This is a genomic window from Arthrobacter sp. Bi26, from assembly GCF_918697925.1.
Taxonomy (GTDB): domain Bacteria; phylum Actinomycetota; class Actinomycetes; order Actinomycetales; family Micrococcaceae; genus Arthrobacter.
Genome location: NZ_CAKKMF010000087.1, coordinates 1 through 20,387 on the forward strand (window position 1 = coordinate 1; position 20,387 = coordinate 20,387).

General features: G+C 65.4%; 13 protein-coding genes and 1 pseudogene. 8 read left to right on the forward strand and 6 right to left on the reverse strand.

The genetic code is table 11. From position 1 onward, the window contains the following. Positions 1–127: 127 nt before the first annotated feature. The 3 genes from LQV16_RS18850 to leuS all read right to left on the reverse strand — a co-directional run bounded on the left by LQV16_RS18850 (position 128) and on the right by leuS (position 4,149). Positions 128–313, reverse strand: coding sequence for a hypothetical protein (locus LQV16_RS18850; RefSeq protein WP_090581036.1), 186 nt, complete (start codon positions 311–313; stop codon positions 128–130). Between the two features lie 94 nt (positions 314–407). After that, positions 408–1,499 carry a DegV family protein gene (locus LQV16_RS18855; protein WP_229995415.1) on the reverse strand — a complete coding sequence of 364 codons (1,092 nt, stop codon included), beginning with the start codon at positions 1,497–1,499 and terminating at the stop codon, positions 408–410. Positions 1,500–1,617: 118 nt separating this feature from the next. Then, entirely contained in the window at positions 1,618–4,149 is a 2,532-nt protein-coding gene (leuS, locus tag LQV16_RS18860) for a leucine--tRNA ligase (RefSeq protein ID WP_229995416.1), read from the reverse strand. 875 nt (positions 4,150–5,024) lie between these two features. Between leuS and LQV16_RS18865 the strand changes: the two genes are divergently transcribed. From LQV16_RS18865 to LQV16_RS18880, 4 genes are read left to right on the forward strand one after another with little or no spacing between them, the layout of a single operon-like run. Beyond that, positions 5,025–8,174 (forward strand): efflux RND transporter permease subunit, encoded by a 3,150-nt coding sequence (locus LQV16_RS18865; protein WP_229995417.1) that lies wholly within the window; start codon positions 5,025–5,027, stop codon positions 8,172–8,174. Further along, the gene (locus tag LQV16_RS18870; protein WP_229995418.1) at positions 8,171–8,629 is read left to right on the forward strand and encodes a hypothetical protein; all 459 of its coding nucleotides are present in this window, start codon (positions 8,171–8,173) and stop codon (positions 8,627–8,629) included. The genes LQV16_RS18865 and LQV16_RS18870 overlap by 4 nt, the downstream gene beginning before the upstream one ends. 1 nt (position 8,630) lies before the next feature. Further along, on the forward strand, positions 8,631–11,774 hold the full coding sequence (locus tag LQV16_RS18875; protein ID WP_290369396.1) for an efflux RND transporter permease subunit: 3,144 nt from the start codon (positions 8,631–8,633) through the stop codon (positions 11,772–11,774). 29 nt (positions 11,775–11,803) lie between these two features. Next, positions 11,804–12,730, forward strand: coding sequence for a hypothetical protein (locus LQV16_RS18880; RefSeq protein WP_229995420.1), 927 nt, complete (start codon positions 11,804–11,806; stop codon positions 12,728–12,730). Positions 12,731–12,837: 107 nt separating this feature from the next. Here LQV16_RS18880 and glpK read toward each other — a convergent pair whose 3' ends face one another. The 3 genes from glpK to LQV16_RS18895 form a co-directional block, all read right to left on the reverse strand. Continuing rightward, a complete protein-coding gene (glpK, locus tag LQV16_RS18885; RefSeq protein ID WP_229995421.1) occupies positions 12,838–14,352 on the reverse strand; it encodes a glycerol kinase GlpK in 1,515 nt (504 codons plus the stop codon). A 42-nt stretch (positions 14,353–14,394) separates the two neighbouring features. Continuing rightward, complete coding sequence (locus LQV16_RS18890; protein WP_229995422.1) at positions 14,395–15,147, reverse strand: MIP/aquaporin family protein; 753 nt, start codon at positions 15,145–15,147, stop codon at positions 14,395–14,397. 158 nt (positions 15,148–15,305) lie between these two features. Beyond that, a complete protein-coding gene (locus LQV16_RS18895) occupies positions 15,306–17,039 on the reverse strand; it encodes a glycerol-3-phosphate dehydrogenase/oxidase (RefSeq protein ID WP_229995425.1) in 1,734 nt (577 codons plus the stop codon). Between the two features lie 171 nt (positions 17,040–17,210). Here LQV16_RS18895 and LQV16_RS18900 point away from each other — a divergent pair, with 171 nt between their 5' ends. The 4 genes and pseudogenes from LQV16_RS18900 to LQV16_RS18915 form a co-directional block, all read left to right on the forward strand. Continuing rightward, positions 17,211–18,173 carry a sugar-binding domain-containing protein gene (locus LQV16_RS18900; protein ID WP_229995423.1) on the forward strand — a complete coding sequence of 321 codons (963 nt, stop codon included), beginning with the start codon at positions 17,211–17,213 and terminating at the stop codon, positions 18,171–18,173. An 83-nt stretch (positions 18,174–18,256) separates the two neighbouring features. Next, positions 18,257–19,126, forward strand: coding sequence for an aldo/keto reductase (locus LQV16_RS18905; protein WP_290369397.1), 870 nt, complete (start codon positions 18,257–18,259; stop codon positions 19,124–19,126). An 11-nt stretch (positions 19,127–19,137) separates the two neighbouring features. Then, entirely contained in the window at positions 19,138–20,064 is a 927-nt protein-coding gene (locus tag LQV16_RS18910; RefSeq protein ID WP_229995424.1) for an alpha/beta hydrolase, read from the forward strand. Further along, positions 20,061–20,387 (forward strand): annotated as a pseudogene (locus LQV16_RS18915) (glycosyltransferase family 1 protein); the annotation flags it as partial. The gene LQV16_RS18910 and the pseudogene LQV16_RS18915, both read left to right, overlap by 4 nt.

Consider the following 20,387-nt stretch of genomic DNA (forward strand, 5'->3'; position numbering starts at 1 on the left):
AACTAGCGCACCGGCGCCCGCACCAACGAACCCGCCCGCGCCCGCACCAACGACCGCTCCAGCCCCCGCGCCAACGAATCCGCCGGCTCCCGCGCCTAACCCGTGAGACGCACCTTCCGTCAGGAATTCACTGCTGGTAGGTGATGTAGGCCTCGTACTGCACCCGCCATTTGTCAGCGGCTTTGGGATCCGGCACGGTGGTGGTGAGGAATTGGACGCTGGTCACTTGGCCCTTGAGGTATTTCAGCCATTTGGTCACCTCTTCGGCAACGTCGCGATCGAACTGGGCTACGTGGTGCACCTGCATTGCCATGGCGACCTCCGGGTTCGCTGGGGTTCGGTGCAGTGACTTTACCTCCGGCGCCCGCTCCCGGCCAGCCTTTCGCCCACCAGGGATGCCTCCGGTGCTAGTCTCCAGCGCGCGCGGTTGCCCGGCCAGCGCCCGGCTCCCCGCCGTCCGGCTCGCCGGCAGCCGGTTCCCCGCCAGTCGCAGTGGCGTCGCTGACACCGCTGGGCCTCGAACTTCCGGGCGTGCTTCCCTCCCCCACAATCACCGCCAGCACACCGAGTCCCGCGTGGGCGGCCAGGACGGCCGGCAGTGCGCTGATCTGGGCAGGCGGACAAGCCGGCAATGCCACGGCCAGGCGCCGGGCAAGCTCCTCGGCCTCGGCCTGGTTGCCGAAGTGGTGCACAGCCAGCCGCGCCTGCCCGGCGGGGCGGGTGGAGGCATCGGCGGCAACGATTTCCTCCAGCCGTGCGATGGCCTTCGCGGCGGACCGGACCTTTTCCAGCGGGATGATCCGGCCGTCTTCAACCGCCAGGATGGGTTTGATGGAGAACATGGTGCCCCAGAGCGAGGCCGCGGCCCCTATCCGGCCGCCCCGGCGCAACTGTTCCAGGCTCGGAACGTAGAAATACACTTTGGTGCGGTCCAGCCGGTCCTGCGCGAAAGCCAACACGCCGGCCGCATTCCTGCCGCCCGCTGCCGCGACGACGGCGCCCTGCACGCCCATCCCCTGCGCCATCCCCACCGTCCGGGAGTCGAGGACCTCTACCGGGATGCCCACCCGCTGTGCTGCCAGACGGGCGGCGTCGGCAGTCCCGGACAGCGCACCGGAGATGTGGATCGAGACCACGGACTGGAAGCCACGCTCGCTGGCCGCCCGGTAGGCGTGTTCAAACTGCCCCGGTGACGGACGCGAGGTCTTGACGGGCTTGCCGCTGGCGAGGGCCACGGCAATCGTCTCGGCAATGTCGTCCTCGCCCTCGCCATAGATTTCGGCGCCGACCATGACGGGCATCGGGACCACGGTCAGCGCGCCGTCGGCAGCGAAAGCCCGGATCCAGTCCGCGGGCAGCGCGGCGGCAGAGTCAGTGACCACCGCAACCTGCACGACGGCGTCGGGAGCTGCTTCGGGAACGCCGCCTCGGGGGCCCTGCCGAAGGCGAACAAGCCGCTCGCGCAGCCATGGCCAGCCTGACGGCTCGCGGTCTGGCACGAGGGACCTCCTGCTGTCGGGACGCATGGACTTTTTCTCCGGCCAGGGCGGTGCATGTCACGTTCCCTGCACTGGCCGCCGGTATCAGCCGGCGGCCAGTGCTGGCTAGTACGTCCAGCTAGGCCGGGACGATGTTGACCAGTTTAGGCGCCCGCACGATCACCGTGCGAAGGGCACGGCCGTCAAGGGCGCGCTGGACGTTCTCCGAGGCCAGCGCCAGTTCGCGCAGGTCCTCCTCAGAGATGTCCGGGGACACCTCCAGGCGGTCCCGCACCTTGCCCTGCACCTGGACGACGGCGGTGACCGTGTCCTCTACGAGCAAGGCGTCGTCGTGCGTGGGCCAGCCTGCGTTGGCGACCGAGGCCGGGTGTCCCAGAACGTTCCACAGGTCCTCGGCGGTGTAGGGCGCAAACAGGCTCAGGATGACGGCAACGGCCTCCACGGCTTCGCGGACCGCGGGGTCCGCGCCGCCGGCCCCCGTGGCTGCATCTATGGTTTTGCGGGTCGCGTTGACCAGTTCCATCAGCTTTGCCACAACCACGTTGAACTTGTTGTGGTTCAGCAGGGCCTGCGCATCGGCGATCGTGCGGTGCGTGACGGTGCGCAGGGCACGGTCGCCGGTGGCGAAGTCGATGCCGGGTGCGCTCGATACATCCTGGCCGAGGCGCCAGGCGCGGGCCAGGAACTTCGCGGAGCCCGACGGCGATACGTCCGCCCAATCGACGTCGTCCTCCGGCGGGGAGGCGAAGATCATGGTCAGGCGTACGGCGTCCACGCCGAACTTGTCCAGCTGCTCACTGAGGTCGACGCCGTTGCCCAGGGACTTGCTCATGGCCTTGCCGCCATTGAGCACCTGGCCCTGGTTCAGCAGCGCACTGAACGGCTCGTCGGCCTCGATCATGCCGAGATCGTGGATGACCTTGGTGAAGAACCGCGCATAGAGCAGGTGCAGGATGGCGTGCTCCACGCCTCCCACGTACTGGCCGACCGGCATCCAGTCGTTGATCTTCTCCGGATCGAACGGGCCTTCGGTGTACTGCGGCGAGACGAAGCGCAGGAAGTACCAGGAGGAATCCACGAAGGTGTCCATGGTGTCCGTGTCCCGCTTGGCCGGTCCGTGGCAGTTGGGGCACTCGATGTTGACCCAGCTTTCGACCGCGGCCAGCGGAGACGTGCCCTTCGGGGACAGGTCTTCGCCGCGCAGATCCGCCGGCAGGGTCACAGGCAGCTGGTCGTCGGGGACGGGAACCTCGCCGCAGGCCGGGCAGTGGATGATGGGGATCGGGGTGCCCCAGAACCGCTGCCGGCTGAGCAGCCAGTCACGCAGGCGGAAGTTCACGAACTTCTCGCCTGTGCCCAGCTCACGCAGGATCTCGATGGCTGCCGGGATGGCCTCGGCCTTCGGCAGCCCGTCGAGGCCGCCGGAGTTGATCAGGGTCCCCTCGCCGGTGGTGGCAATGCCCGTGGCCGCGGGGTCTTCCTCGCCGGTGTCCAGTACTGCCCGGACGGGCAGGTCAAAGGTCTTGGCGAAGTCGAGGTCGCGCTGGTCGTGCGCCGGGACGGCCATGATGGCGCCCGTGCCATAGTCGGCCAGGACATAGTCCGCGGCCCAGACGGGCAGCTTCTCGCCGTTGAGCGGGTTGGTCGCGTAGCGCCCGGTGAAGACGCCGGTCTTTTCGCGCTCGGTGGACTGGCGCTCGATCTCGGACAGCGCCTTGACCTGTTCGCGGTAGGCGTCCAGGGCGGCGGCGTGCTCGACGGTGACCAGTTCGACGGCGAGCGGCGCGTCGGCGGCGACGACGAAGAAGGTGGCGCCGTAGAGGGTGTCCGGACGCGTCGTGAAGACGGTGACATCCTTGGCGGCCTTGCCGCCCTCGGCTTCGATCACGAAGTTGACGTGGGCGCCCTCGGAGCGGCCGATCCAGTTCTTCTGCATGGCCAGGACGCGCTCGGGCCAGTGCCCGCGCAGTTCGTCCATGTCATCGAGCAGCCGGTCGGCGTAGTCGGTGATCTTGAAATACCACTGGTTCAGGGACTTCTTGGTTACGGGCGTGCCACACCGCTCGCAGGCGCCATTGACTACCTGTTCGTTGGCCAGCACAGTCTGGTCCTTGGGGCACCAGTTGACCGGCGAATTCTTGCGGTAGGCCAGTCCACGCTCGTAGAAACGCTTGAACAGCCACTGGGTCCAGCGGTAATACTCCGGGTCGGAGGTGTGCAGCCGGCGGGACCAGTCCGCTGAGATGGCGTAACGCTTGAACGACGCCGCCTGGGTGTCGATGTTGGCGTACGTCCACTCGCTGGGGTGCGCGTTGCGCTTGATCGCTGCGTTCTCTGCCGGCAGGCCGAAGGAGTCCCAGCCGATCGGGTGCAGCACGTCGTAGCCCTGCTGGCGCAGGTAGCGCGCCACAACGTCGCCCATCGCGAATGCCTCGGCGTGGCCCATGTGAAGGTCACCGGACGGATACGGGAACATGTCCAGCACGTAGCGGCGTTCCTTTGAGCCGTCGTCGAGCGGCGTGAAGACTTTCAGGTCCTCCCAGACCTGCGGCCATTTGGCTTCCATTGCCGCGAAGCTGTAGGCACCTTCCTCGGGCCCCTCCGCCGCGGCGGCTGGTGATCCGGTCTGTGTTTCCGGCTGAACGCTCACTGCTGGCCTCTTCTGTTCTATGCGGCCTGTTATCCCAAGCCTGTCTACCTTCAGGCCTGCCTGCCGCCAGGCCTGTTCACCATCAAGTCTGCACTGTCACGGCCGGCTGCCCGGCCCTGACTCCATACTGTTCGTACGTGGCACTCCTGCTACTACTACATGCGTTGCGTCCGGGAATGTACCCCGGACACACAAAAGCCCCTCGACATGGAGGGGCCGCCGCTCGGCAATCCGAGGACTCTTCGGGATCGAGGTCTCGTCGGGATGCCGGGCGGCTAGCTAAGCAGGAGCACGGCGCGCATAGGACCACTTTAGCCCCTCGGGCTGGTTCGCGCTGAACCGCCGGCCCCGATGCTGCCCGGTAGTCGCAGTGGACTCGCGCTCCGTCGCCCTTCGCGGGCCGTTATTTCCAAAATTGTTACAAATGCCATACCTATGGAACAGCGGTACTTACTGCCAATTGCAGAACGCCTCAGGCGGGTAGCAAAAATGGAAATTCAGGTAGCATTCCCCGGGAAAACAAGTAGAAAAACCACTAATACTCGGGTGGCGTTTTGCGCACGTCCGTACATTTCCACGAAGTTCGCCCCGAAAGCGGATTATGCCGCTCTAGGCTGGGAGAATGCCGTGAATAACCTAGGCCAGGACAAAAAATTTTGATCTTGCCAAAAGATTCAAATGGGAACACTATTCGGTAAAGATCAGCAAATGGGATCTCTTGGGGGGATTCGCAAATGGTCTCGGGTTGAGGAGCCTATCATGTATCACTTGCGCTATTCTTCTGTGCATCTGCCGAATACCCCCGCTGGCGGCACCCGCGACGCCGGCTCCCTGGAACCGAGCTAGCCATGTTCGGCTGGATCACCCGTTTCAGTATGCAGTTCCGTATCCTGGTTCTCGCCTTGGCCGCCGGACTCATTGCCTTCGGGGTAGTGAACGTCCCCAATGTCGCCATCGACAGCATGCCCGAGTTTGCTCCCGCGCACGTCGAGATCCAGACAGAGGCCTTGGGCCTCTCAGCTGCTGAAGTCGAACAGCTCATCACCGCTCCGATGGAAGCCGACCTCCTTAACGGGGTGGCGTGGCTCGATGAAATCCGGTCCAAGTCCGTTCCCGGCCTTTCCTCCATCGAGCTCGTGTTCGAGCCGGGCACCGACCTTCTGCGCGCGCGCCAGCTCGTGGCCGAACGCATGACCCAGGCCCACGCACTGCCGAACGTCTCGGCGCCGCCACTGATCATGCAGCCTCTGTCGTCAACCAGCCGCGTCCTCATGGTCCGGATGAACTCCAAGGAGCTCTCAGGGATCGAAATGTCGGTCCTGGCCCGGTGGAAGATCAAGCCACGGCTGATCGGCATTCCCGGTGTCGCCAACGTTTCCATTTGGGGACAGCGCGAGCAGCAGCTCCAGGTCGAGGTGACCCCCACGCAAATGCGCGACAAGGGGATCACGCTCGAACAGATCATCAAGACCACAGGCAACGCAGTCTGGGTGTCGCCGCTTAGCTTCCTTGAGGCGTCAACCCCCGGCACGGGCGGGTTCGTGGAGTCGCCGAGCCAGCGTCTGGGCATCCAGCACGTCTTGCCCATCCGAACGCCCGCGGACCTGGCCAAGGTCAGTGTCGAGGACGCCCAACCTCCCATGCTCCTCGGTGACATTGCCCAGGTGAAGGAGGACCACCAGCCGCTGATCGGCGACGCCGTCGTCGGCCAGGATGCAGGCCTCCTGCTAGTCGTGGAGAAGTTCCCCGGAACCAGCGCACTGCAGGTCACCAAGGACATCGAAGCCGCCCTGAACGACATGCAGCCTGGGCTTTCCGGAGTCCAGATGGATACGTCCGTCTTCCGGCCCGCCTCGTTCCTGCAAGATGCCGTGGATGGACTCGGCGTGGCGCTGCTCGTGAGCCTCCTGATCGCCGTCCTGCTCTTCTGGGTCCTCTTCCGGTCCTGGCGTGTCGCGGTGATCGCCCTCGTGGCCATCACCACGACAGTCATGGCGGCAGGAGTGGTGCTCTACCTGCTCGACTCCACACTGAATATCTCGATCCTGGCCGGCATCATCCTGGGTGTCTCCGTGATTGTGGGTGACATCGTGGAGGACGTGCAGGCACAGCGGCGCCGGCCGTTGCGGACCACGGAGACGGAGACTGATGCCACCATCAGGTTCCGCATGGTCCAGCTTGTCCGCAGTGTCCGCACACCGCTGTTCCACGGGTCCCTCATCATGGCCCTTGCGCTCGTTCCGACGCTGTTCGTTACGGGAGTCGGCGGTGCGTTCTTCCAGCCGCTCTTCTGGTCCCTGGCGCTGGCGCTTGCCGCCTCAATGCTGGTGGGTTTGTCCGTGACACCGGTCTTGGCGTATCTCCTGCTTCCCGGTGAGAAACCCCGGCGGGCGGACTCGTCAACTGTTGCCCGGGCCAGGTCCTACTACAACCGGGCCCTCGAAGGCGGTCGCTCCCGCACCGCGCTCGGCATCGTCGCCGTCGCCGTCGTGGGACTGCTCGGACTGGCCGCCGCATCCCAGCTGGTCGGAAACCGGGCGGTCGTTCCCACTATTCCGGACCGGACGCTCCTGGTGCAGTGGGACTCGATGGCAGGCACGTCCAATGACGAGGTCCGCCGGGTGGCGTCGAAGGCGTCCGATGAACTGCGGACCCTGCCGGGTGTTTCGGGAGTGGGCGGGCATATCGGCCGCGCCATTTCCTCCGACCAGGTTGTTGGGAACAGCTCCGCCGAACTCTGGGTATCCATCACACCGGACGCCAACTTCAGCGAAACGGAGCAGGCGGTCCGTGAGGTCGTCCAGGGCTACCCGGGCATTGCCCACAACGTGGTGAACTACTCCCAGCAGAAGATCGGGGAACAGCGCAGCAGCATGGATCCGGGATTCGCCGTCCGCGTTTACGGAACCGACTTGCCGGTCCTGCGCGAGAAAGCCGAAGAGGTCCGCAAGGCCATCGAAAAGGTCGACGGCGTGAAGAACCCGACGATCAATGCCAGCGCCATGACGCCCATCGTCGAAGTCGAGGTCAACCTCGAGGCGGCGCAAAAGGTCGGCATCAAACCCGGCGACGCACGGCGCGCCGCTGCCGCCCTGATGCAAGGCATCGTCGTCGGCAACCTCTTCGAACAGCAGAAGGTTTTTGAAGTGGTGGTGCGGGGCGCGGTGGGTGTCAGGGATGACCTGACCAGCATTCGTGAACTCCTGCTCGACACGCCAAGCGGCGGCCAGGTCCAGCTGGGCCAGATCGCCGACGTCCGGCTCGTTCCCAATGAAGTCGTGATCCTGCACGATGACACCTCGCGCCGGATCGACGTCGTGGCCGAGGTCAGCGGACGGCCGCTCGCGGATATCCAGCGCGATATCAACACGGCGATCGAGCAGATCCAGTTCCCACTGGAATACCACGCCGAAATCCCCACAAAGTACAGTGAGCAGCTCGCCGGGGACGCCCTGGTTCTGTGGATCGGCGCGGCCGCCCTCCTGGCAATCCTGCTCCTTCTCCAGACAGCCGTGCGGAGCTGGAAGCTGGCGCTTGCCGTCTTCCTTTCCCTGCCGGCCGCGCTGGCCGGGTCCGCCGTGGCAGCGTGGATCGCGGGAGGCGCCATCACGGTGCTGGCGCTCACGGCGTTTGCCGCGGTGCTGGCCGTCGCCGTCCGCAACGCGACGCTGCTCTCGGCCAGGACGGATGAGCTGTGGCGGGCTGCCCCGCACGAATCCCCTGACAAAGTCATCATGATGGCGGCCCGGGACCGGGTATCGCCCATCTTGAAGGCCGCCCTGATCACCATGGCGATCCTGATTCCGCCGGGATTCTTCGGCGGCGCCGTAGGCGAGGCCCTCCTGGGTCCAATGGCCCTGATCATTGTCAGCGGACTCATCACTACAACTCTCATCGGGATCTTCGTACTCCCCCTGCTCGCACTCTGGTTCGGGCCCAAGTCCGCCCCGGAAGAGTGGGCGGAAGTCTACGAGGCCGAAGTTCCCGTCCAGCCCGTTACGCAGGAAAAGGTGGAAGCAAAATGACCAGCCAACAGCCCCTGCGGCGCCTGCCCCTGGCGGCCGCTGTATGCGCAGCACTTCTGTTCGCGTTGCCCGCATGTGCCCAGACGACGGCGGCGGCCCCCGCCGTCGTCGCGGCCAACGAGCCCGCCAAGGTGGAGAAGAATGCCGCAACAGGCATCGCTAAACTGACCTTGACCGAAAAGGGAATCGAACGCCTCGACCTGAAAACCGAAACCGTTAAGGCCGGCACGGGGACCAACGTCGTCGTGCCCTACGCAGCCCTGCTCTATGACTCCAGCGGAAAAACCTGGGTGTACACCAACCCGGCCCCGCGGGTCTACCAGCGGCAGGCGGTCACTGTAGCCAAGGTGGAGGACGGATTGGTCACGGCCTCGGCTGGCCCCGCGGTCGGCACCACCATCGTGACGGTAGGCGCGGCTGAACTCTTCGGCGCTGAATTCGATACGGCGCACTGACATGCGCCGGATTGTCGCTGCAAGTCTGAGGTTCCGGTCGATCATCATTGCGATGGCGGCTGCCCTCATGATCGTGGGCGGCGCGCAACTCAGCAGTGCTTCGGTGGATGTTTTCCCGGAGTTTGCCCCGCCCCGTGTCGAGGTCCAGACCGCGTGTCTGGGACTCACCGCCTCCGAAGTCGAGGAACTCGTAACGGTCCCGATGGAGCAGGCCTTCAACGGCATCGACGGACTGGACCAGATGCGGTCCAAGTCTGTGTCGCAGCTGTCCGCCATTGTGATGGAGTTCAAGCCAGGAACCGATCTGCTCACCGCCAGGCAACTGGTGTCGGAGCGGATGGCAACGGTCATACCGACGTTGCCTACCTGGGCCGCGCCGCCGGTGATGCTCCAGCCGCTGTCCTCCACCAGCCGTGTCATGAAGATCGGGCTGTCCTCCGAGACCCGCTCCCTGATCGAGATGTCCATGGTTTCCTACTGGAATATCCGGGCGCACCTCCTGCGGGTGCCGGGCGTCGCGAACGTGGCGATCTGGGGCGAACGCCTTCAGATGCTGCAGGTCCAGGTTGATCCGGCCAAGCTGGCGGCCAACAACGTCACGCTGGAGAACGTCATGAACTCCACGTCCGACGCCCTGGACGCCGGCCTGCTCAAGTACTCCCCCGGCGCCTTGATCGGCACCGGCGGGGCGCTGGAAACGCCGAGCCAGAGCTTGACCATCAGGCACGTACAACCCATCACGTCCCCGGCGGACCTTGCCCAAGTGGCACTGGAGGAACGCGAGGGACTGCCTCCCCTGAAGCTCGCCGACGTGGCAACCGTCGTGGAGGACCACCAGCAACTGATCGGTGACGCGGTCATCAACGGCGGCCCCGGACTCATGCTGATTGTCGAAAAGCTGCCGTGGGGCAACACGCTCGAAGTCACGCGCGGGGTTGAGGAAGCGCTCAAGGAACTGCAGCCCGGCCTCACCGGGATCGCAGTCGACACAACCCTGTTCCGGCCCGCCTCGTTCATCGAGGAGTCCCTCGGCAACCTGAGCCTCGCGCTTTTGCTGGGCTGCTTCCTGGTGGTCCTGGTGCTGAGCGTCTTCCTGTTCCAATGGCGGACGGCGCTGGTCAGCGTGACGGCGATCCCGTTGTCGCTGATGGCAGCGGCCCTGGTGCTGTACTGGACCGGAGGCACTATTAATACGATGGTGCTTGCGGGATTGGTGATCGCCGTCGGGGTGGTGGTGGACGATGCCATCATCGACGTCGAGAACATCGTCAGGCGGCTCCGGCACCACCGCGCCAGCGGCGGAACCGAGAGTACCGCCCGTGTGGTCGTCAATGCTTCCCTGGAAGTTCGCGGCCCCATCGTTTACGCCACCTTGATTATCGTCGCCGCCACGGTGCCGATCTTCTTCCTGGACGGACTGACGGGCGCCTTCTTCCGCCCCCTGGCCACCTCCTACACCCTGGCCGTGATGGCGTCCATGCTGGTGGCCCTCACGGTCACGCCGGCCATGGCGTACATCTTCCTGCGCAATGCCAAGCTGGAAGATCGGGATCCGCCGGTGGTCCGGGTTCTCAAGCGCTGGTACGGCAAGGCTCTGCGGCCCATTGTAAAGCGGCCGCTCCCGGGCTATCTCGCGGTGGCGGCGCTCGGCGTCGTCGGTATCATAGCGGCACCGCTCCTGGGTCAGTCGCTGTTGCCGTCGTTCAAGGAACGCGACTTCCTCATGCACTGGGTCACCCAACCCGGCACGTCCAATGCCGAGGAAGTCCGCGTGAGCCAACTGGCCTGCCGGGAGCTGATGACCATCCCAGGCGTCAACAACTGCGGGTCCCACATCGGTCAGGCGTTCGCCGCCGATGAGGTGGTGGGCGTCAACTTTGGAGAGAACTGGATCAGCGTTGACCCCTCGGTCGATTATGACAAAACCCTGGCCTCCATCCAGCAGGTCGTGGACGGATACCCCGGCATCCACCGGGACGTCCAGACCTACCTCAAGGAACGTGTCCGCGAGGTGCTCACCGGCACCGGCTACTCGATCGTCGTCCGTGTATACGGCGATGACCTGGACACACTGAAGAAGCAGGCGGACAAGGTCAAGACGGTCCTCGCGGGCATCGAGGGGGCAATTGGAGCCAAAGTCGCCCTGCAGGTGAATGTTCCGCAGGTGGACGTCGAGGTGAACCTGGACGCCGCCAACCGCTATGGCCTGAAGCCCGGTGACGTCCGCCGTGCCGCAGCCACCCTGGTGTCCGGTGAGGAGGTCGGCGACGTCTATCGGGACGGCAAAGCCTACGACGTCCAGGTCTGGAGTCCTCCCGCGATCCGGACCAGCGTCACAAGCATCGAGAACCTCCCGCTGGACACTCCCAGCGGACAGAAGATCCGGGTGGCCGACGTCGCCAAGATCACGGTAAAGCCCACTCCCAACGTGATAGAGCGTTCGGAAGGGTCCCGCCGACTCGATGTCAGCGCCAACGTCAAGGAAGGCGATCTTGCCAAAGTCGTGGAGAAACTCGAATCCGACCTCAAGTCGGTTGAGTTCCCCACCGGTTACAGCGCGGACATCCTGGGCGAATACGCAGAGCGGCAGGCCGCCTCACAACGGCTCCTCCTCTTCGCCATCGGCGCCCTGGTTGTGGTGTTCCTCTTGCTCCAGGCGGCATTCCACAGCTGGCGGCTTGCCACCCTCGGCATCCTGACGCTGCCGGTAGCCCTGGTAGGCGGGGTGATCGCCGCGCACATGAGCGGCGGAATCCTGTCCCTTGGGTCGCTGGTCGGGTTCCTGACAGTGATGGGCATCGCCGCCCGCAACGGCATCCTGCTCATCAACCACTGCCAGCATCTGGAGCAGTTCGAGGGCGTGCCGTTCGGCCGGGACCTGGTCCTGCGCGGCGCTGCCGAACGCTTGTCTCCAATCCTGATGACCACACTCGCCACCGCACTCGCACTGGTGCCGCTGGTGATGTTGGGCAACCGGCCCGGCCATGAGATCGAGCACCCCATGGCCGTGGTGATTCTGGGCGGGCTGGTGACTTCGACACTCGTCAACCTGTTCGTCGTTCCATCGCTCTACCTTCGGTTCGCCAAGAAGGGTCCGGCACGCGAACGCGGGCCCCGCGAGCCGGAACCCGTACCAGCCGCCTAGCATCAACCACCTACTGAGAGGCCAGTCAGATGACTCCACGATCAAAGAGATTTACCGCCTACGGCTCCGCGCTCTTGCTGGTGGTGGCGTCACTGACCGCGGCCACCGCTGCATCGGCGGCCGCGCCGGCGGCCACCAGTTCTCAGGAACTGTGCGGCCCCGGCTCGGCGCTGTCCTTCAACCGCTCTGCCTTCCCGGCCAAGCCACTGATCAACAACCAGTGGCTGACGCTTAAGCCCGGCATGCAGTCCACCACCGTCGGCAAGGTAGTCTCCCCGGACGGAACGACCACCCGCAAGGTGGTCAGCACCGTCACGGGTCTGACCAAAGTGATCGACGGGGTCAAGACGATCGCGATTTGGGACCGGGACTACTCCGACGGCGTACTGGTGGAGTCCGAGCTCGCCTTCTTCGCCCAGACGACGAAGGGGACGGTCTGGCTCTTCGGCGAGTATCCGGAGGAGTACGAAAACGGCAAGCTTGTCGGCGCGCCCAGCACGTTCATCAGCGGCATCGACAAGGCCCAGGCCGGCATCGCGATGCAGGCCGAGCCGCACCGGAATACCCCTGCCTACGTCCAGGCCTACGCCCCCAGCGTGGACTTCCTGGACTGCGGTGACGTCAAGTACAAGCACCTGCGCGTGTGTGTCCCCACGGGCTGCTACAACGATGTCATGGTGATCGATGAGTTCAACCCGCTGGATCCGCCAAGCGCGGGCCACCAGCGCAAGTCCTACTCAGCCGGGACCGGGCTCATCAAAGTGACGGCCGTCGGCGGCGAGGACCAGGAGTTCATGGATCTGGTCAAAATCAGGAAGCTGAACACCACGGAACTGGCTCTCATCAACAAACGTGCCCTGGAGCTCGACAGCAGGGGCTACACAGTCAGTAAGGACGTCTACGCCAAGACGCCGCGTGCTGTCGTGACCACCACGTCAACGCGGCCCGTGTCCTGAGGGACGAGGCGGACGCGGGAAAGCGAAGAGCTCCGGCTAGGTTTCCCTGGCCGGAGCTCTTCATTGTCCGCCGAAGCCGTGCCCGGTCGGCGGGTCAGGGTGCGCCCCTACCGGACGTCGTCGTCAACCCAGTCCATGGACTTGGTGACGGCCTTCTTCCAGAGGCGCATCTGGCGTTCCCGCTCGGCCTGATCCATTTGCGGCTCCCACCGCTTGTCCTCGGCCCAGTTGGCCGAGCACTCGCCCAGGTCCTTCCAGAATCCGACCGCCAGGCCGGCCGCGTAGGCTGCGCCCAGCGCGGTCGTCTCGACCACCTTCGGACGAATGACCGGCACGCCGAGGATGTCCGCCTGGAACTGCATGAGGGCATCGTTGGCGACCATGCCGCCGTCGACCTTCAGCTCCGTCAGCGGGACGCCGGAGTCGGCGTTGACGGCGTCGAGGACCTCACGGGTCTGGAAGGCGGTGGCCTCCAGCGCCGCGCGGGCGATATGGGCCTTGGTAACAAATCGGGTCAGGCCCACAATGGTGCCGCGGGCGTCCGAGCGCCAGTACGGCGCAAAGAGGCCGGAGAACGCCGGCACAATGTACACGCCGCCGTTGTCCTCAACCGAGGCCGCGAGGGTCTCGACCTCCGGGGCGCTGCTGATCATGCCGAGGTTGTCCCGCAGCCACTGGATCAAGGAACCGGTGACGGCAATGGAGCCCTCCAGCGCGTAGTGCGGCGCCGCGTCGCCGAGCTTGTAGCCGACGGTGGTCAGCAGCCCGTTCTTGGAATGGATAATCTCCTCGGCCGTGTTGAAGATCAGGAAGCAGCCCGTGCCGTAGGTGTTCTTGGCTTCCCCGGCATCGAACGCCGCCTGCCCGAACGTGGCCGCCTGCTGGTCGCCCAGGATGCCGGCCACAGGAACCTCGCGCAGCAACTGGGAGGTGTGCACCGTGCCGTAGACCTCGGAGGAGGACTTGATAGCCGGCATCATGGAGGCCGGGACGCCGAACGCGTCCAGAATCTCCTGGTCCCATGACAGCGTCTCAAGGTCCATGAACATGGTCCGTGAGGCGTTGGTCACGTCGGTGACGTGCACTCCGCCGTCGGTCCCGCCGGTCAGGTTCCAGAGCACCCAGCAGTCGGTGTTGCCGAAGACGAGGTCGCCGGCCTCCGCCTTGGCCCGGGCACCATCGACGTTGTCAAGGATCCACTTGATCTTGGTGCCCGAGAAGTAGGTCGCCAGTGGCAGGCCCACCTTCTGCTTGAAGCGTTCTACGCCGCCGTCCTTCGCGAGTTCGTCCACGATCGGCTGGGTGCGGGTGTCCTGCCACACGATGGCGTTGTAGATCGCCTCGCCGGTGGTCTTGTCCCACACCACCGCCGTTTCGCGCTGGTTGGTGATGCCGACGGCGGCGATGTCGTGCCGGGTCAGGTTCGCCTTGGACAGGGCCGAGCCGATCACTTCGCGGGTGTTGTTCCAGATTTCAGCGGGGTTGTGCTCCACCCAGCCGGGCTGGGGGAAGATCTGCTCATGCTCCATCTGGCCGGAGGAGACGATGCTGCCGCTGTGGTCGAACACGATGGCTCGGGTGCTCGTGGTGCCCTGGTCGATGGCGACTACGTACTGGTTCATATTGACGTCCTTGTCTTTTTAGCGTGGCAGTTGAACTAATGGTTAGAGCGGGAGTACAGGGGGGATGATCGGCACGACGGCTGCCACAAGTCCGGCAAGGCCTCCACCGATCAGGGGTCCCACGACCGGGATCCAGGAGTAGCTCCAGTCGGAGGACCCCTTGCCCTTGATGGGGAGCAGGGCGTGCGCAACGCGGGGGCCCAGGTCACGAGCCGGGTTGATGGCGTACCCGGTGGGACCACCGAGGGAAACACCGATGCCGACAACCAGCAGGGCGACCGCCAGCGGGCCGAGCCCGGAAGGTGTCCCGCCGAAGGTCAGGATGACGAACACGAGGACAAAGGTGCCGATGATCTCGGTGGCCAGGTTCCACGGATAGGAGCGGATCGCGGGGCCGGTGGAGAAAACGGCCAGCTTGCCGGCGGGCTCGGACTCGACGTCAAAGTGCTGCCGGTAGGCCACCCACATGACGACGGCACCCAGGAAGGCACCGGTCAGTTCACCGCCGAAGTACGTCAGGGTCGAGGCGAAGTCAACCGGAACGCCGGGAGCGTACAACCTCTTGCCGTTGAGCAGCAGACCAAGGGTGACCGCGGGGTTCAGGTGCGCACCTGAGATGGAAGCAACATAGACACCGGAGAAGACGGCAAGGCCCCACCCCCAGGTCACCATCAGGAACCCGCCGTTGTTGCCCTTGGTGCTTTTGAGCACAACGTTGGCCACAACGCCGCAACCCAGCAGGGTCAGCATTGCGGTTCCGAATACTTCGGACAGGAATACTATTCCAAGAGACATCTTTGACTCCTCTATTTTCTGTTGTCGGCCCTTCGCGAGTTTGAATGGCCGTGGAGCCGGCAGCATGTTGGTGCTGCCGACCAGCCACTGCGCCGGCCGCCGGGGCGGACCGCGCAGTGCTTGCACCCGGGCTTCCCTGCCCGGGCACGCAAGCTGTATCAGGCGACCAGGCTGTGGACCTGGACGCGGTGGAACCGCTGAAGCACCTCCTGCGTGTGGCTGATCTCCTTGGCCCGGCGAGCCGCGTCCCAGCCGAGCGGGCCCGAAAGTATATCGGCAACTTCGTTCAGCAGTTCCCCGGTCACGAGTCCCCGGAAGGCCAACGAGGTGCGGCGGATGAGGACGTCCACGAGGTGTCCGACCTGCTCGTGCGCCGCCATGAACTCCAATTCACGCGTGCTGAGTTCGCGTGTTGAGTGCAGCAGCCTGTCCGGCGCACCTGCCCGGTCCGCATCCAGGAAACGGATGACTTCCTCGGCGCGGGTCCCGTAGCGGGTCAGCAGCCCGGTAACGCGGGCGGCGTCGCGGCCGGCCGACATGTGGGCCTTGATCCAGCGCTGGATGCCGTCCTCGCTGTCAGGGAACCCGGCGCCGCCGCCGATGGCGAGCTTCGCCGTCGAGACCTTCCGTTCCATGCCGAGTTCGGCCAGGACGTCGTTGCTCAGGTGCTCGGCGAGGGCCCGGAACGTGGTCCACTTGCCGCCCACGAGGCTGAGGACGGCCCCGCCCGCCGCCGCACGGCGTTCGATCCGGTAGTCCCGGCTGACGAACCCGGGCTGGGTGGCGTCATGCCTCGGAAGCGGGCGCACACCGGAGAACGTGTAGACAATCTGTTCCCGGTCCACGGGGATGCCCGGGAACACGTGGCCGATCAGGTCAAAGAAGTAGTCGATTTCCGCCTCGGTGCAGACGGCGTCCTGGGCCATGTCGGCGTCGACGTCGGTGGTGCCGACCAGGACGCGGTCCCCCATCGGATAGATCAGCACGATCCGGCCGTCGGTGTGTTCGAAGAAGATTTCCCGGCCGTTGCACGCCGCGAGCAGCTCCGGATGGTCCAGCACGATGTGCGAACCTTTGGTTCCGCCCATGAACGACGACGCCGCCCCCATCGCCTCGTTGGTCAGGTCGACCCAGGCGCCGGTGGTGTTCACGATGACGTCGGCGGTGAAATCGAACACTTCGCCGGTCTGCTCGTCGCGCAACTGGACTGTGGTTCCGGTTCCGGTGGTGCCGGTCCCGCTTGTGGCGGCGCCCGCGTTACCCGGCGAGAGGAACGAGACGTAGTTGCTGGCCCGGGCCATGCCGCCGCCGGCCTTCTCGCCGTCCTGGAGCACATCCAGGGTGAGGCGCTCGGGGTTGTGGACCGAGGCGTCAAAGTAGGTGGCCGCGTATTTGATCCCGGGGTGCAAGCGGGGCAGCTCGGCGAGGGCGCGCTTGCGTCCGCGGAACTGGTGGCGCGGAACCGTGCCGCCGTCGCGGGAGAAGAAGTCGTACATGCTGAGGCCGAGCTTGATCAGGAACGCTCCGCGCTCGGTGTGCTTGCCCTGCTTGTGGGTGAGGAAGCGCATCGGGGCGGCCAGGACTCCGGAGAAGGTGCTGAAGATCGGGATCGTGGTCTGCAGCGGTTTGACGTAGTGCGGTGCGATCCGCAGGAGCCTGTTGCGTTCGACCACGGACTCCTGGACGAGGCGGAACTCGCCGTTTTCGAGGTACCGAATGCCGCCGTGGATCATGTGGGAGGAGGCGCCACTGGCTCCCTGGCAGTAATCGCCGCGCTCAACGAGCGCCACGTCGACGCCCTGCAGCGCCAGGTCACGGAACGTGCCCACCCCGTTGATGCCGCCGCCGATGATCAAAACCTGCGCGTGCCGCCGCGTCCGCAGCTTCTGCACCGAGGCGCGATCGTTCGCCGCTGTGCCGACTGAGTCCTTCTGTCCCAAAACTGCTCCCTTGGGTTTGGTTCTGTGCGGCACGCCCGTGGCGCGGCGCCGTTCAACACTATTCTTTGGACTAATGGAAAATGGAGTCAAGCACTATGCACAAACGTGCAGACGGGAAATTTCATGACGCATTCACGCCAGTCCGACGCCCTCCGCGCGGCCCAGCTGTATTACCTCCAGGACCTGACCATGGACGCCATTGCCCGCGAGCTCCGGACGTCCCGGTCCACGGTTTCGCGGCTGTTGGCGGCGGCACGCGATTCGGGTCTGGTGCAGATCCAGATCCGCAGCCCGCTGGACACCGGGCCCGAACTCGAGGGAATGATTCGCGCCGAATACAAGGTGGATGTACATGTTGTTCCGGTGGTGGACACCCTCAATGAGGCGGAAACACTGGACCGGGTGGCCATGCAGGCCGCCCGGACGATCGGACCGCTGGTGGACTCCAACGCCATCATCGGCGTCGCGTGGGGCTCCACCCTGAGCGCCGTGAGCCGGCACCTGACCCGCAAGATCACCCACGACAGCGTTATCGTCCAGCTCAACGGCGCCGGCAACATGCAGACCACCGGCATCACCTACGCCTCCGACATCATGCGACGGTTCGGCAGCGCCTACGGTGCACGGGTGGAACAGTTTCCCGTGCCGGCCTTCTTCGACCACGCCGCGACCAAAACGGCCATGTGGAATGAGCGCAGTGTTCAGCGGATCCTGGAGCTGCAGGCCCGGATGAGCATCGCGATCTTTGGTGTCGGATCGGTCGACGCCGACTATCCCAGCCACGTCTACGCCGGCGGCTACCTCGATGAAGACGACTTGAGCGTCCTCGCGAACTCCGATGTGGTGGGTGATGTTGCCACGGTTTTCTTCCGCGCTGACGGGTCCTCGGACGGCATCACGCTCAACAAGCGGTCCACCGGCCCGGACCTGGCCCAGCTCCGCCAGGTGCGGCGCCGCATCTGCGTCGTGTCCGGAGCCTCCAAAATCAACGGGCTCCGGGGCGCCCTGGCAGCAGGACTGGCCACCGACCTGATCCTGGATGAGGCCAGCGCCCGCCGGCTCGTCCGGTTCGACGGACTGTCCTGAGCGGCCGCGGTGCGCGGCGACCGATGCGGCCGCCGGCACCCGCGGTCCGTCGCTCGCCAGCGCCAGTAGGTAAAGTCATTGTCATGAAACTCTCCTCCCAGCTGACCCTGAACAACGGCGTATTGATCGACCGGCTGGGATTCGGGCTGTACAAGGTCCCCCCGGCCGACGCCGCCAGCCTGGTGACCATGGCGGTCGAGGCCGGCTACCGGCACTTCGACACCGCCGCCATGTACGGCAACGAGACCGGCGTCGGCAAGGGAATCGGTGCCCTGTCCGGATTTGAGGGCACGGGCGGAGGCCCCGGGGAAACCGCCCCCTACGTTTCCCGCCAGGACCTCTTCGTCACCACGAAGGTCTGGAACGACGACCACGGCTACGACGCCACGATGCGGGCGTTCGACACCTCCATCTCCAACCTCGGCCTGGAATACATCGACCTCTACCTGATCCATTGGCCGTGCGCGCGCCGTGGCCTGTTCCCGGAAACATACCGGGCCCTGGAGACGCTGTACCGCGAGGGCAAGGTCCGGGCGATCGGCGTCTGCAACTTCCAGCCGCAGCACCTGGACCGGCTCCTGCAGACAGCGGAGGTGGTACCCGCCGTGAACCAGATCGAGCTTCATCCCTGGCTGCAGCAGGACGAACTGCGGGAACAGCACGAGGTCCTCGGCATCCGTACTGAGGCGTGGAGCCCCCTGGGCCGCGGCCAGGTGCTGAAGGACCCCGTGATCCTGGCCCTCGCCGCCGAACACGACCGCACCCCGGCGCAGATCATCCTCCGCTGGCACCTGCAACTTGGCAACATCGCCATCCCCAAGGCCAGCTCGTCCGGGCGGATCCGCGAAAACTTTGAGGTTTTCGACTTTGAGCTCACCCCGCTGGACATGTCGGAGATCGGCGGCCTCGAACGCGGATTCCGGACCGGCTCCCACCCCGACAACGTCGCATAGGATTCGAACCAATGGAACAAGTGGATACCGGGTCCTCACGCACGCCCCTGTTCAGCGGCGGACTTGACGCCCGCACCCGTGCCGCGTCCGTCGAGGTTGACGGCGCCCGGATCGCGTACTGGGTGTACGAACCCGTCCGCGTCACCCCGGAGACCCGCACCATCCTGGTGGTACACGGTTTCCGCGGCGACCACCACGGCCTGCTCCGGGTAGCGGACCAGCTGACGGACATGCGCCTGATCATGCCGGACCTGCCGGGCTTCGGCAGCTCGGCAGCCTTCGAGGGGACCGGGCACAGCGTTCGTGCCTACGGCAGTTTCCTCGGCGATTTCATGGCCGCGCTGGGCCTGGGCGCGGATACGGTCCTGCTGGGACATTCATTCGGGTCGATCATCGCCAGCCACTTCGTGGCAGCCAATCCCGGCGCCGTGGCCGAACTGATCCTGGTCAATCCCATCGCGGCGCCCGCCCTTGAAGGGCCCAAGGGCCTGATGACGAAGCTTGCCGTGCTGTACTACGAGGCTGCGGCGCGCCTTCCCCAGCGGCCCGGACTGGCCCTGCTGCGCAGCCAGGCGATCGTGCGGGTGATGAGCGTGACCATGGCCAAGACCGGGGACAAGGACATCCGCCGGTTCGTGCACGCCCAGCACAGCGCCTACTTCTCTTCGTTCGCGGACCGCGACAGCCTGCTTGAGGCCTTCAAGGCCTCGGTCGGCAGCAACGTCAGTGAGGTGGCCAGCGAACTGACGTTGCCCGTGCTGCTGATCGCGGGAGAGAAGGACGAGATCGCCATGCTGGCGGACCAGCACAAACTCGCGGCGCGGCTTCCGGACGGGAAGCTGGAAGTCATTCCCGGCGTCGGGCACCTGATCCACTACGAAACCCCTGAACCGGCAGCCCGCTACATCCGACGCTTCCTAAAGGACCACGCCGCATGAAGATTCTCATTGATGCCCGCTTCACCCGGCTGGACCAGCACGACGGCATCAGCCGCTACGGCGCCAGCCTGATCGCGGCGGCCGCCAAGATCGCCGACGTCTCGATGCTGATCAGCGACCCCCGCCAGCTCGCGCTCCTGCCCGATGTCCCGTACACCGTGATCAACAGCCCGCTGTCCCCGGCCGAGCTCTTCGTGGCCGCAAGGGTCAACAAGCTCGGCGCGGACGTGGTGGTGTGCCCCATGCAGACCATGGGCAGCTGGGGCCGGAAGTACGCCCTGGTGCTGACCCTGCACGACCTCATCTACTACGAGCACCCCGCC

Coding starts and splice junctions, on each gene's coding strand:
- LQV16_RS18865 (WP_229995417.1), top strand. CDS start 5,025: ATGCAGTTCCGTATCCTGGTTCTCGCCTTGGCCGCCGGACTCATTGCC.
- LQV16_RS18900 (WP_229995423.1), top strand. CDS start 17,211: ATGACGCATTCACGCCAGTCCGACGCCCTCCGCGCGGCCCAGCTGTAT.
- LQV16_RS18875 (WP_290369396.1), top strand. CDS start 8,631: ATGCGCCGGATTGTCGCTGCAAGTCTGAGGTTCCGGTCGATCATCATT.
- LQV16_RS18910 (WP_229995424.1), top strand. CDS start 19,138: ATGGAACAAGTGGATACCGGGTCCTCACGCACGCCCCTGTTCAGCGGC.
- LQV16_RS18890 (WP_229995422.1), bottom strand. CDS start 15,147: ATGTCTCTTGGAATAGTATTCCTGTCCGAAGTATTCGGAACCGCAATG.
- LQV16_RS18905 (WP_290369397.1), top strand. CDS start 18,257: ATGAAACTCTCCTCCCAGCTGACCCTGAACAACGGCGTATTGATCGAC.
- LQV16_RS18850 (WP_090581036.1), bottom strand. CDS start 313: ATGGCAATGCAGGTGCACCACGTAGCCCAGTTCGATCGCGACGTTGCC.
- LQV16_RS18870 (WP_229995418.1), top strand. CDS start 8,171: ATGACCAGCCAACAGCCCCTGCGGCGCCTGCCCCTGGCGGCCGCTGTA.
- LQV16_RS18880 (WP_229995420.1), top strand. CDS start 11,804: ATGACTCCACGATCAAAGAGATTTACCGCCTACGGCTCCGCGCTCTTG.
- glpK (WP_229995421.1), bottom strand. CDS start 14,352: ATGAACCAGTACGTAGTCGCCATCGACCAGGGCACCACGAGCACCCGA.